At 71.5% G+C, this 10,879-nt stretch carries 14 protein-coding genes and 1 pseudogene; 11 read left to right on the forward strand and 4 right to left on the reverse strand.

Annotated features, from left to right (window positions below; translation table 11 throughout):
* The first annotated feature begins 214 nt into the window (after window positions 1-214).
* Genes JOY88_RS06595 through JOY88_RS06615 form a run of 5 tightly spaced genes read left to right on the forward strand, consistent with a single transcriptional unit; the run spans window position 215 to window position 2,928 of the window.
* Entirely contained in the window at window positions 215-763 is a 549-nt protein-coding gene (locus tag JOY88_RS06595) for a DUF2975 domain-containing protein (RefSeq protein ID WP_293501397.1), read from the forward strand.
* An 8-nt stretch (window positions 764-771) separates the two neighbouring features.
* A complete protein-coding gene (locus tag JOY88_RS06600) occupies window positions 772-1,008 on the forward strand; it encodes a helix-turn-helix domain-containing protein (protein ID WP_293501398.1) in 237 nt (78 codons plus the stop codon).
* Entirely contained in the window at window positions 998-1,567 is a 570-nt protein-coding gene (locus JOY88_RS06605) for a hypothetical protein (RefSeq protein WP_293501399.1), read from the forward strand. The genes JOY88_RS06600 and JOY88_RS06605 overlap by 11 nt, the downstream gene beginning before the upstream one ends.
* Before the next feature lie 18 nt (window positions 1,568-1,585).
* Window positions 1,586-2,314 (forward strand): hypothetical protein, encoded by a 729-nt coding sequence (locus tag JOY88_RS06610; protein WP_293501400.1) that lies wholly within the window; start codon window positions 1,586-1,588, stop codon window positions 2,312-2,314.
* Between the two features lie 5 nt (window positions 2,315-2,319).
* On the forward strand, window positions 2,320-2,928 hold the full coding sequence (locus tag JOY88_RS06615; RefSeq protein WP_293501402.1) for a hypothetical protein: 609 nt from the start codon (window positions 2,320-2,322) through the stop codon (window positions 2,926-2,928).
* Here the strand turns inward: JOY88_RS06615 and JOY88_RS06620 are convergent.
* The gene (locus tag JOY88_RS06620; protein ID WP_293501403.1) at window positions 2,913-3,719 is read right to left on the reverse strand and encodes an AraC family transcriptional regulator; all 807 of its coding nucleotides are present in this window, start codon (window positions 3,717-3,719) and stop codon (window positions 2,913-2,915) included. The genes JOY88_RS06615 and JOY88_RS06620 overlap by 16 nt on opposite strands.
* Window positions 3,720-3,800: 81 nt before the next feature.
* Between JOY88_RS06620 and JOY88_RS06625 the strand changes: the two genes are divergently transcribed.
* The 4 genes from JOY88_RS06625 (at window position 3,801) to JOY88_RS06640 (ending at window position 6,443) form a co-directional block, all read left to right on the forward strand.
* Window positions 3,801-4,181 (forward strand): DUF3703 domain-containing protein, encoded by a 381-nt coding sequence (locus JOY88_RS06625; RefSeq protein ID WP_293501404.1) that lies wholly within the window; start codon window positions 3,801-3,803, stop codon window positions 4,179-4,181.
* Window positions 4,182-4,268: 87 nt separating this feature from the next.
* Window positions 4,269-4,712: a FixH family protein gene (locus JOY88_RS06630; RefSeq protein ID WP_293501405.1), complete on the forward strand. Its 444-nt coding sequence runs from the start codon at window positions 4,269-4,271 to the stop codon at window positions 4,710-4,712.
* A gap of 10 nt (window positions 4,713-4,722) precedes the next feature.
* Window positions 4,723-5,985 carry a cytochrome-c peroxidase gene (locus JOY88_RS06635; RefSeq protein WP_293501407.1) on the forward strand — a complete coding sequence of 421 codons (1,263 nt, stop codon included), beginning with the start codon at window positions 4,723-4,725 and terminating at the stop codon, window positions 5,983-5,985.
* Window positions 5,979-6,443: a GNAT family N-acetyltransferase gene (locus JOY88_RS06640; protein ID WP_293501408.1), complete on the forward strand. Its 465-nt coding sequence runs from the start codon at window positions 5,979-5,981 to the stop codon at window positions 6,441-6,443. The genes JOY88_RS06635 and JOY88_RS06640 overlap by 7 nt, the downstream gene beginning before the upstream one ends.
* On the opposite strand, the gene JOY88_RS06645 is transcribed toward JOY88_RS06640, so the two are convergent.
* Together JOY88_RS06645 and JOY88_RS06650 are read right to left on the reverse strand one after the other, a co-directional pair.
* Window positions 6,440-8,128 (reverse strand): acetate--CoA ligase, encoded by a 1,689-nt coding sequence (locus JOY88_RS06645; protein WP_293501410.1) that lies wholly within the window; start codon window positions 8,126-8,128, stop codon window positions 6,440-6,442. The two genes, JOY88_RS06640 and JOY88_RS06645, sit on opposite strands and share 4 nt — an antisense overlap.
* A gap of 102 nt (window positions 8,129-8,230) precedes the next feature.
* Entirely contained in the window at window positions 8,231-8,758 is a 528-nt protein-coding gene (locus JOY88_RS06650) for a GNAT family N-acetyltransferase (protein WP_293501411.1), read from the reverse strand.
* Between the two features lie 42 nt (window positions 8,759-8,800).
* On the opposite strand from JOY88_RS06650, the gene JOY88_RS06655 reads away from it, so the two are divergent.
* Window positions 8,801-9,703, forward strand: coding sequence for an alpha/beta fold hydrolase (locus JOY88_RS06655; protein WP_293501412.1), 903 nt, complete (start codon window positions 8,801-8,803; stop codon window positions 9,701-9,703).
* 19 nt (window positions 9,704-9,722) lie between these two features.
* Here the strand turns inward: JOY88_RS06655 and JOY88_RS06660 are convergent, their stop codons facing one another.
* The gene (locus JOY88_RS06660) at window positions 9,723-9,974 is read right to left on the reverse strand and encodes a DUF4212 domain-containing protein (RefSeq protein WP_293501413.1); all 252 of its coding nucleotides are present in this window, start codon (window positions 9,972-9,974) and stop codon (window positions 9,723-9,725) included.
* A gap of 54 nt (window positions 9,975-10,028) precedes the next feature.
* Between JOY88_RS06660 and prfB the strand changes: the two are divergent.
* Window positions 10,029-10,879 (forward strand): annotated as a pseudogene (prfB, locus tag JOY88_RS06665) (peptide chain release factor 2); the annotation flags it as partial.

Here is a 10,879-nt window from a genome sequence, read left to right on the forward strand (position 1 = left end):
GCCTGCTACCCGGCGCTCCGACGCTTACCGGGACGGCACTCTCACCCGTTGGACAGGCGCAGCATGCAGCAGCTTCATTTCGCCCCTGCGGGTTCCGTGTAGCTTTTGCTTCGTGACACGCCATCCCCTGATTCTCGGGGACGGGTCGTCTCACTCTCCCACGGCTGGCAATTATTGTTTTACAGTAAGTTTTTCTTGTTTTACGACAGACTCCATGCCCGACCCGTTCTCCGCCGATGGCCTGCGGCGCATTCGCCGCCTGGCCTGGATCGTGCGACTGCTCTGCCTCTTCGGTGTCGTGCTCATCGGCAGCCTGCCCTTCATCTTCTGGGCCCAGCCCGACTGGGTGGCCGAGGTCGCCGCCCGCACCTGGAACCTGCATCGGCTGCAGCTGGACCTCGGTTCGCGACTGTGGGGCCTGGCGGCCTCGCTGCTGCCCGCCTCGGTCAGCCTGTTCGCGCTGTGGCAGATGTGGTCGCTGTTCGGCTGCTTCGCCCAGGGTGAACTGCTGGCGCGCCGCCCCGCCCGGCATCTGCGCCGCCTGGGCCTGGGCCTGTGCGCGCTGGCCGCCGCCCAGCCGCTGGGCCACACGCTGGGCATCCTCGCCCTGACCTGGGGCAACCCCAAGGGCGAGCGCCAGTTGTGGTTCGGCCTGTCGTCGGACCACTACCTGGCGCTGCTGTTCGGCCTGCTGCTGCTGGCGCTGGCCCAGGTGCTCTTCGAAGCCGCGCGCGTGGCCGACGAGAACGCCGAGTTCGTCTAGAGGCACCGATGCCCATCACCGTCACCCTCGACGTCATGCTCGCACGCCGCAAGATGCGCTCGCGCGAGCTCGCCGAGCGCGTGGGCATCACCGAGGCCAACCTGTCGCTGCTCAAGAGCGGCAAGGTGCGCGGCGTGCGCTTCGACACCCTCTCGCGCATCTGCGAGGCCCTGCAATGCCAGCCCGGCGACCTGCTTGCCTGGGAGCCCGGACCGGAACCGGAGGGCGAGGGGCATGGGCTTTGAACGCCGCCTTGCGCTGTGGCTGCTGATCGCCGCCGCCCATGTGGGCCTGGTGGCGGGTCTGGCGCCGCACCGGTCCGCGCCGCCCGAGCCGACATGGCCGGGGCTGGCAGTCAAGCTGCTGCCGCTGCCCCGTGCCGTCAAGCCCAAGCCTGAGGCCAGGCCGGGAGCGCAGCGCCCGGCTGCGCCCGCGCGCCGGCTCGTCCCCACGCCCGCGCGCCCCGAGCCGCCGGCCCTGGAGGCACCGCCGAGCACGCAGCCAGCCCCCCCGACGGACATCGCCGAAGCGGTGCCCGCGCCACCGTCCGCTGCACTGCTGGTGAACAGCGAGGCCACGCGGCAGGCGATACGCCAGGCGGCGCGCGCGCCGCTGCTTGCCGAGCGGGCCGCTTCGGCCAGCCAGGCCCCCGCCCGCGAGAACGCGCAAGAGCGTTTCGGCCGCGAGGTCGCGCGCACGGCCTACGGCAACTGCCTGAAGGGGGAGTTCCCCGGCAGCGGCGGCGGCCTGCTCAGCCTGCCGTTCTGGATCGCCGCCGAAGTCAGCGGCAAATGCAAGAAGTGACCGGAGAACCCACGCCCCATGACCATCAAGCCCGCCCTGCTCATCGCCCTGCTGCTGCCGCTGTCGGCCGCCGCCCAGCCGACCGCTGTGCTGCCGCCCGTCCAGACCGAACTCAAGCGCGACGACAGCGTGCTGCCCTATGCCCGCGTCAACAGTCTGCTCGCCCAACTGCGCCAGCATGGCGAGGGCCTGTTCCGCCTGGACTTCAAGATAGACGCCGCGAAGTTCAAGACGGCGCTGGACGAGGTGCGGATGACCGTGCGCAGCGACGAAGCGGACTACCCCATCAAGATCGATGCCGGGGGCGGCCTCGAGCTGCCCATCCTGCCCGAGGCCGAGGCCAAGACCGCCGACATCGCCACCAATGTCGCCAAGGGCAAGCTTGCCGTGCGCGGCACCATCGAACTGACGACGCCGCCCGAGCAACTGACCATGGCCAGGGTGCGCCAGATCGTGCGCGTGGCCCGCACGCTGCGCGAGGAGCTGCTGCCCTGGTACCTGCGCTGGCTGTTCCCGCGCATCGAGGCCGTGCGCATCTGCAGCGCCACGCCCAGCTGGGAGCTGGAGTGGCGCGAAGATGGGCAGCTGCTCGGCCTGCCGCTGGCGCCGGCCGCCGGCGAGCGCGACCCCGAAGCCAGGAAGGGCGAGAAGGGCCGGCCCTGCACGCTGTTGACCGGTCAGGAGAACTGGCCCGACGCGGCTCGCCTGCTGCCCCCGCCAGGTAGCAGGCTCAGCGTGAAGTTCTGAGCGTCGTGGACCACCGCTGGATTGCGCGCACCGGCGTCGCGGCCCTGCACCTGGGGCTGCTCGCGCTGCTCTGGCTGCATCGCCCGCCCCCGCTGGAGCATCCCGGCGAGCTGCGGCTGACGACCGTGCGCCTCGTGCCTCTGCAGCAGCGGCCGCCCCCACCCGCGCCGCCCGCCGCTACCACGCCGCGGCTGCCGGCACCCGAGCTGTCCCTGCCGGCACCGCCGGCCTTCAGCAGCGATTCCCCTTCGCCCGCGGCCGCCAGTCCCGCGCCGGCGGCCGCGGCCGACGGCAGCGCCGCCGAGCCGCCCCGGACCACGCTGCGCCTGACGCTGCCACCCGGCTACGCGGCCTCAGCCGGCGTTCGCAGCGCGGCCCTGAACGACCCTCGCAGCAACACTGTGCGCCGTACGCTGGAGGGGCAGATCGCGAACGCCGCAGCCCTCACCGGCGATTGGGTGGAAGAGCGCACCAGCGACAACCGCATCCGCCGGCGCCGCGGCGATACCTGCGTGGAAACCGAAGAGTCCCGCATCGCCACCATCGACCGCTTCAACGAGAACGTCGCGCCGCGCGCGACCAAGATGACGGGCCAGCCCTACAAGTGCCAATGAGCCTCGCGCGCCGTGGGCCGCATCGACGACGGCTCGATGCCGAACATGCGCTTGTGCGTACGGCTCAGGTGGGCGGAGTCGGCGAACCCGGCCTGGTGGGCGGCTGCCGTCCATGACGCGCCGGCCATGACGGCCTCGACGGCCAGGTTGATGCGCAGCCACAGAAGATAAGCGCGGAAGGAGCAGCCCGTGCCGTCGACGAAGAGGTGGCGGAAGCGGCTCTCCGAAAGCGCCACCGAGGCCGCCACCTCGCCCAGCGGCAGCGGCCGGCCGATGTGGCGGCGGATGTAGTCCAGCGCGCGCACCAGCCGCGCGTCCAGCGCCTCGTCCGGCTCGACGCCCGCGCCGCACAGCGCATGAATGGCCGCCGTCATGGCCTGCTGCATCGCCGTTGAGTCGGCATCGGCTTCGAAGGCGGTGAACAGCGCCCGCGCGGCGTCGCGCGCCTCGTCCGGCGGCAGCGCCACCAGCGCCGCGGTGCCGAAGCGCTCGGTCAGCGCCCGGCCGGCACGGCTCTCGGGCTCGACGAACAGGTGCGCCACGCGCAGCGCGTCCGCCTCGAACTGGTGCTTGCAATGGGTGGGCACCAGCGCGCCGGCAAACGAGGTCCAGCGGCCGTCGGCCTCGGTGCGAAAGCGCAGCTCGCCCACGGGCGCCAGCGCCAGCTGGTGTGCGTGGTGGTCGTGCCACTGGGTGCGGCCTTCACTGCGACCGATCCACAGGCCGACGCCCTGCCAGAGGTAGGCCCGGCCGCTGCCGTCGCTTGCCCAGGCGGAACTGGGCCGTTCCATGTCAGCCGTTTCGTTCAAGCGCAAACCGACCGCCCCGCGAAAAATCCCAGCCATACCCGCTGCCTCCCCCGACCAGACGCCATGAACTTCGCAACCGACTTCGCCCGCCGCATCCGCCCCAGCGTGAGCGCGGAACTGGCCGCCGCCGGCTGGCATGAGCAGCGCGGCAACGCCGACCTCGCCGCTCGCCATCTGGAGCGGGCCCACATCCTAGGCCAGGCCTCCACCATCGAGCATGTCCGCGTGCACGCCGCGATGCTCGGCTGGGCGCTGCGACAGCGCTCGGTGCGCGAGCTGCTGGGCCAGGCCTGGCGGCTGGCCGGCGCGGCGCTCAAGACCTGGCTCTGGGTGCCCTGGGGCAACACCGGCATGAGCAACGTCAGCGGCTTCAGGCCCATGCCGGTGCCGCCCGAGCTGCGGCAGCTGATCGCGGCCGCGCACCACCGCCCCGGCACCCGCTAATCCAACGAGCTTCACCCACCGACAGGGCGCCGTGACGGCGCCCCGGGGCGCGCTCGCGCCCGCTTTTATCCAACCAGGAGTTCCACCATGCGCAGATCCACCTTCCTCGCCACCGCGGCCGCCCTCGTCAGCACCGCCTACCTGACCGCCTGCGGCAGCCCGCCCAGCGACCTCGACCTTTCGCTGCAGCACCCCAGCACGCAGGGCCAGTTCGTCGTCACGCTGGAGCCGCCCGCTTCGGGCCCCGTGCTGGGCCAGATCCAGACCTGGCGGCTGCGCCTGAGCACGCGGGATGGCGAGCCGGTATCGCAGGCCCGCATCCTCTTCAGCGGCGGCATGCCCCAGCATGGCCACGGCTTCCCGACCCAGCCTCGCGTGACGCGCGAAGTCAGCCCCGGCGTCTACATGCTGGAGGGCGTGAAGTTCAGCATGTCCGGCTGGTGGGACATGCGCCTGGGGCTGCAGGCCGGCGACCGCACGGACACCGCCGTCTTCAACGTCGTGCTGGACGATGGCCGCCTGCGCCGCTGAGGACCGGGCCATGAAGCACCTCATGCGAGCGGCTGCGCTCGCGCTGCCACTGCTCACCGCGTTCGCGTTCGCGACCACCGCCAGGCCCTGGACATCCGCCGAGCGGGCGACGCTGAGTGCCCTGCACATCGGGCGCCTGGCCGCGGCGCCGGCCGACCCCTCCAATGTCGTGGCCGACCGCCCCGAGGCGGTGGCCCTGGGCCGACGCCTGTTCTTCGACGCCAGGCTGTCGGCCAACGGCCGGGTGTCCTGCGCCAGCTGCCATGCGCCGGAACAGGGCTTCCAGGACGGCCGCCCAGTCGGCGAGGGCCTGGCCACCGGTAGCCGCCGCACCATGCCGGTACCGGCCGCCGCGCATGCCAGCTGGTTCTTCTGGGACGGCCGCAAGGACAGCCTGTGGTCCCAGGCGCTGGGGCCGCTGGAGGATGCCGCCGAGCATGGCGCCAACCGCGTGCAGTTGGTGCGCCTGCTGGCGCAGGCCTACCGCCCCGACTACGAGGCACTGTTCGGCCCGCTGCCGCCGCTGGCCGGCCTGCCCGCCGCGGCCAGCCCGCTGGGCACGGCGGCCGAGCAGGCCGCATGGGCACGGCTGCCCGAGGCCCAGCGGGAGGCAGTCGACCGCGCCTTCGCCAACCTCGGCAAGGCCATCGCTGCCTACGAGCGCACGCTGACGCCCGGCGAAAGCCGCTTCGACCGCTACGTCGCCGCCGTCACCGGCGGCCGCGCGGAGGACGAGGCCCAGCTGTCGCCGGCCGAGGTGCGCGGCCTGCGGCTCTTCATCGGCAAGGCGCAATGCGTGAGCTGCCACGCCGGCCCGCTGTTCAGCGACCAGCATTTCCACAACACCGGCGTGCCGCCGCGCGACCCGCGGCGGCCCGATCCCGGGCGCGCGCCGGCGGTCGCCCGCGTGCAGGCCGATCCGTTCAACTGCCTGGGCCGCTTCAGCGACGCGTCGCCCGAGGGCTGCCAGGAGCTGCGCTTCATCGCCGACGCCGACCCGCACATGCAGTCTGCCTTCAAGACGCCCGGCCTGCGCAACGTCGCCGGGCGCGCGCCCTATATGCACGCCGGCCAGTTCGCCACGCTGGAGCAGGTCATCGCCCATTACGTCGCCGCGCCGGACGCAGCGCTGGGCCACAGCGAACTCGCCCGCGTCGGCCATCCCCACGCCGAGCGCCGCCCCATCGCGCTCAACGACGCCGAGGCGGCCGACCTGGCGGCGTTCCTGCGCAGCCTGTCGGGCCCGGTCTGCGAGCGGGGCCGGCCATGCTGAGCTGCCGCCATGCCACGCGGCGCGACGCTGCGGCCCTGTTCGAGATGGTGCGCGAGCTGGCCGCCCACGAGAACAGCCTGGCGGCGCTGCGGACCGACCTGGAGCGCTTCTGCCGCGACGGCTTCGGCCCGCAGCCACGCTTCGCCGCCGTGCTGGCCGAAGCGGAGGGCCGGCTGGTGGGCTATGTGTCCTACACCCGGGCCTATGCAATCTGGCACGGCGGCATGTCGCTGAACGTCGACGACGTCTACGTACGCGCGGACTTCAGGCGCCAGGGCGTCGGCGCGGCCATGCTGCACTGGCTGCGCGCGTTCGCGGCCCAGACCGGCGCCTGCCGCCTGCGCTGGGGGGTCAACGCGCACAACACCGGCGCGATCCGCTTCTACGAGCGCCTGGGCGCGGTCGTGACGACCAAGGGCCTGTGCAGCTGGGAGCTCGCGGAGCGAGCACGGGTCTAGGTTGCTGCCGCGCGCTGCTGCTCGCGCAGTCGCAGCAGGCGGCGCTGCAGCTTGCCGGTCGTCGTCATCGGCAGCGCGTCGATGAACTCGATCTCCTTGGGGTACTCGTAGGGCGCCAGCCGCGCCCTCACATGGGCCTGCAGCGCCTCCACCAGCGCGGCGTCGCCCGCATGCCCCTCGGCCAGCACGACATAGGCCTTCACGATGGCGCCGCGTTCGGCGTCGGGCTTGGGCACCACGGCTGCGTTGGCCACGGCCGCATGCTTGAGCAGGCAGTTCTCGATCTCGCCCGGGCCGATGCGGTAGCCGGCGCTCTTGAAGACATCGTCGGCCCGCCCCTCGTACCAGAGCGTGCCGTCGGCGTCGCTGCGCGCGAGGTCGCCGGTGCGGCACCAGCTGTCCGCCGGGTCACCGGTGAACTTGGCGCGGGTCGCGGCCTCGTTGTTCCAGTAGCCCAGGAAGAACACCGGGTCGGGCTCGCCATGGCGGTCGCGCGCATGCACGGCCACCTCACCCACCTCGCCCGGCGCGCACTCGCGGCCGTCGTCATCGATGACGGCGACGCGATGGCCCGGGTAGGCCCGACCCATGCTGCCCGGCTTGGCCGGCCACAGCGCCTGGCAGTTGCCGACGACGTAGTTCATCTCGGTCTGGCCGAACATCTCGTTGACCGGCACGCCCAGCGCATCGCGGCACCAGGCGAAGACGGCGTCGCCCACCGCCTCGCCAGCGCTCATCAGCGCGCGCAGCTTCAGCTTGTGGCGCTGCGGCCTGGGCTCGGCCTTCATCATGGCCTTGAGCGCGGTGGGAAACAGGAAGCTGTGCGTGACGCCGTAGGCCGCCATCAGCTCGAAGGCCTTGGCCGCCGAGAAGCGGCCCTGCCAGGCAACGATGGGCCGGCCGAAGTAGAGGCTGGGCAGCAGCGCGTCCATCAGCCCGCCGGTCCAGGCCCAGTCGGCCGGGCTCCAGAAGACGGCGTCACTGGGATGGCTGGGGTTGAAGGGGTCGAAGCCGAACCAGTTCTGGCTGGCGACGAAGCCGCTCAGGTTGCCCACCAGCGCCCGCTGCGGGATCAGCGCGCCCTTGGGGTTGCCCGTGGTGCCGCTGGTGTAGATCAGGATGGCCGGATCGTCGGCCCGGGTCGCCACCGGCTTGAAGCGGGCCTCCTCGGCCTGCAGGGCCTGCAGCCACGGCAGCTCGTCGCAGTCCACCGGACATTCGCCGACGACGAGGATTCGCCGCAGCGCCGCGCAGCGCGCCTTGACCTCGCGCAATGCCGGCAGGACCTCGCAGGCGGCGATGGCCAGCACGGCGCCGCTGTCCTGCAAGCGGTACTCCAGCGCCTCGGCGCCGAACAGCATGGACAGCGGCATCGCGACCGCGCCGATCTGCTGGATGGCGATGTGGGCAACGGCCGTCTCGAAGCGCTGCGGCAACACGATGGCCACGCGGTGGCCGCGGCGCACGCCCTGGGCCAGCAACGCGTTGGACAGGCGGTTGGCGGCGCGCTGCAGCTGGCCGTAGCTGTACTGCGCGCGGCAGCCGCTCTCGCTGTCGAAGTGGACGGCCGTGGCCTTGGGAGTGTCGCGCGCCCAGCGGCCGCAGCAGGCCTCGGCGATGTTGAAGTCCTCGGGCACCTGCCAGCGGAAGGCGGCGTGCAGCTGCTGGTAAAGGTCTTCCGCCATGGGCCACCCCGATTGGGACAAGGGGGCGAATGCTAGCCAGCGCGCCGGCGGCCGGCCTCATGGATTGCCCGGAGCCGAAGCCGGGCCGCCGGGCTCAAGGCCTCAGAGACCCAGCCAGGACGAGGGCGACCACATGCTGGGCCGGTCGCCATCGCTGTAGCGTTCCAGCGCATCGCCCGCCAGCCGGCAGATGCGCCACTCCGGCATGACGGTGGCCCCGAGCTTCTCGTAGAAGCGGATGGCGTCCTCGTTCCAGTTCAGCACCGTCCACTCGAAGCGGCCGTAGCCGCGCTCGCAGGCCAGCTGGGCCAGGTGCACGAGCAGGGAGCGGCCCAGGCCGCTGCGACGGTGGGCGGGGCGCACGTACAGGTCTTCCAGGTACAGCCCCGGCTTGGCCAGGAAGGTCGAGAAGTTGGTGTAGTACAGCGCGAAGGCGACAACCTCGCCGTCGATCTCGCCGAGCATGCACTCCGCGACCGGGTGGTCGCCGAAGAGATGCGGGGCCAGCTTGTCGGGCGTGACCTCCAGCAGATGGGTCAGGTGCTCGAACTCGGCGAGCTCGGCGATGAGCTGGACGATGGCGGGCAGATCGCCCGGCTCGGCGGCGCGCAGGATGGGGCGTGAGGGCATGGAGGCCATTGTCGGCGCACTGCAGTGCCCTAAAGTGCGGATATGCCCGATGTCTACACCCCGCGCCGCGCGCATCGAAGCGAGTTCCTGGTCCTGCGCGGCCTGCGCCACCACATCCTGCGCTGGGGTCAGCCCTTGCCCGGTCGCCCGCCGCTGGTCATGGTGCATGGCTGGATGGACGTCGGCGCCTCATTCCAGTTCGTCGTCGACGCGCTCGGGGACGAGCGCGAGGTCATTGCGCTGGACTGGCGCGGCTTCGGCCTCAGCGCGACGACGGGCGCCGACTGCTACTGGTTCCCAGACTACCTTGGCGACCTGGATGCGCTGCTGGACGCCGTCAGCCCCGGAGCGCCGGTGGACCTGCTGGGCCACAGCATGGGCGGCAACGTCGCGATGAGCTATGCCGGCGTGCGCCCGCAGCGGGTGCGCCGCCTCGTCAACCTCGAGGGCTTCGGCATGCCCGACACCGCGTCCGCGGCGGCGCCCGAGCGCCTGGCCAGGTGGCTGGACGAGCTGAAGGACCCGCCCTCGCTGCGCCCCTATGCGACGCTGGCAGACGTGGCGCAGCGGCTGGCGAAGAACAACCCCCGCCTGCCGGCTGCCAAGGCCGCCTGGCTGGCCGGGCACTGGGCCCGCGAGACAGCCGCGGGCTTCGAGCTCAACGCCGACCCGGCCCACAAGCTGGCCAACCCCATGCTCTACCGCAAGGCCGAGGTGCTGGCCTGCTGGCAGCGCATCGCCGCGCCCACGCTGTGGGTCGAGGGCAGCGACGACCAGCTGACGCGCTTCTGGGGCACGCGCTACCCGCGCGCGGACTTCGAGGCCCGGCTGGCGCTGGTGCCGGCGCTGGAGCGCGCCGTGCTGCGGGATGCCGGCCACATGCTGCACCACGACCAGCCCGAGGCGCTGGCGGCCCTTCTGGAGCCCTTCCTGGCCGGCGCATGAGGCCCGGCGCAGCGACCGTTCAGGGGCGCGGCTCGCCGAATTCGCGCTCCAGCCGGTTCATGCGCCAGGCGTAGACGACGACGATGGCGCAGAAGCCCAGCAGCGCGCCTTGCGAGGCCAGCCAGAAGGCCAGCGGCCAGCCGAACACCTCCACGCTCAGCTCGCGGGCGAAGAACACCGGCGCGAAGGCGACGATGGCCCAGGCCACCAGCAGCCAGGCGGTGAGCCGGCGGGTGCGGCGCCAGTAGTCGGCAGGTACAGGATCCGTCATGACGGCATTCTGTCCCATGAGAAAATCCCCGTTTTGCCCATAAGAACGACTGTCATGGACATCGAACACATCAACCAAATCGGCAACAGCCTCGCCGACCTCTCAGCGCGCACCGACGCGCTAAGGGGGTATCTTTGACTTCGACCGCAAGGCCCTGCGCCTGAACGAAGTCAACGCGTCGCTCGAGAACCCCAACGTCTGGAACGACCCCAAGCGCGCCCAGGAGCTGGGCAAGGAAAAGCGCACGCTGGAAGCCGTGGTCGACACGATCACGATGCTGACCGGCTCGCTGGCCGACAACGCCGAGCTCTTCGAGATGAGCCGCGAGGAAGGCGACGAGGCCGGCATGCTGGCCATCGAGGAAGACGCCGGCAAGCTGCGCGCGAAGATCGAGGAGCTCGAGTTCCGCCGCATGTTCAACAACCCGGCCGACCCGAGCAACTGCTTCATCGACATTCAGGCCGGCGCCGGCGGCACCGAAGCCAACGACTGGGCGGGCATGCTGCTGCGCCAGTACCTCAAGTACTGCGAGCGCAAGGGCTTCAAGACGACGCTGGAAGACGAGTCGGCCGGCGACGTGGCGGGCATCAAGAGCGCCACGATCAAGGTGGAGGGTGAATACGCTTTCGGCCTGCTGCGCACGGAGACAGGCGTGCACCGCCTCGTGCGCAAGAGTCCCTTCGACAGCAGTGGTGGCCGCCACACCTCCTTCGCCTCGCTCTTCGTCTACCCGGAGATCGACGACTCGATCGAGATCGACATCAATCCGGCCGACGTACGCACCGACACCTTCCGCGCCTCCGGCGCCGGCGGCCAGCACATCAACAAGACCGACTCGGCCGTGCGCCTCACGCACATCCCGACCGGCATCGTCGTGCAATGCCAGGACGGCCGCAGCCAGCACA

The sequence above is a fragment of the Roseateles sp. genome (genome assembly GCF_019237615.1).
GTDB lineage: Bacteria > Pseudomonadota > Gammaproteobacteria > Burkholderiales > Burkholderiaceae_C > Pelomonas.

What these genes read in the sequence shown, in the direction of transcription:
- JOY88_RS06595 (WP_293501397.1), top strand. Translation starts at nt 215, where the DNA reads ATGCCCGACCCGTTCTCCGCCGATGGCCTGCGGCGCATTCGCCGCCTG.
- JOY88_RS06600 (WP_293501398.1), top strand. Translation starts at nt 772, where the DNA reads ATGCCCATCACCGTCACCCTCGACGTCATGCTCGCACGCCGCAAGATG.
- JOY88_RS06605 (WP_293501399.1), top strand. Translation starts at nt 998, where the DNA reads ATGGGCTTTGAACGCCGCCTTGCGCTGTGGCTGCTGATCGCCGCCGCC.
- JOY88_RS06610 (WP_293501400.1), top strand. Translation starts at nt 1,586, where the DNA reads ATGACCATCAAGCCCGCCCTGCTCATCGCCCTGCTGCTGCCGCTGTCG.
- JOY88_RS06620 (WP_293501403.1), bottom strand. Translation starts at nt 3,719, where the DNA reads ATGGAACGGCCCAGTTCCGCCTGGGCAAGCGACGGCAGCGGCCGGGCC.
- JOY88_RS06625 (WP_293501404.1), top strand. Translation starts at nt 3,801, where the DNA reads ATGAACTTCGCAACCGACTTCGCCCGCCGCATCCGCCCCAGCGTGAGC.
- JOY88_RS06630 (WP_293501405.1), top strand. Translation starts at nt 4,269, where the DNA reads ATGCGCAGATCCACCTTCCTCGCCACCGCGGCCGCCCTCGTCAGCACC.
- JOY88_RS06635 (WP_293501407.1), top strand. Translation starts at nt 4,723, where the DNA reads ATGAAGCACCTCATGCGAGCGGCTGCGCTCGCGCTGCCACTGCTCACC.
- JOY88_RS06640 (WP_293501408.1), top strand. Translation starts at nt 5,979, where the DNA reads ATGCTGAGCTGCCGCCATGCCACGCGGCGCGACGCTGCGGCCCTGTTC.
- JOY88_RS06645 (WP_293501410.1), bottom strand. Translation starts at nt 8,128, where the DNA reads ATGGCGGAAGACCTTTACCAGCAGCTGCACGCCGCCTTCCGCTGGCAG.
- JOY88_RS06650 (WP_293501411.1), bottom strand. Translation starts at nt 8,758, where the DNA reads ATGCCCTCACGCCCCATCCTGCGCGCCGCCGAGCCGGGCGATCTGCCC.
- JOY88_RS06655 (WP_293501412.1), top strand. Translation starts at nt 8,801, where the DNA reads ATGCCCGATGTCTACACCCCGCGCCGCGCGCATCGAAGCGAGTTCCTG.
- JOY88_RS06660 (WP_293501413.1), bottom strand. Translation starts at nt 9,974, where the DNA reads ATGACGGATCCTGTACCTGCCGACTACTGGCGCCGCACCCGCCGGCTC.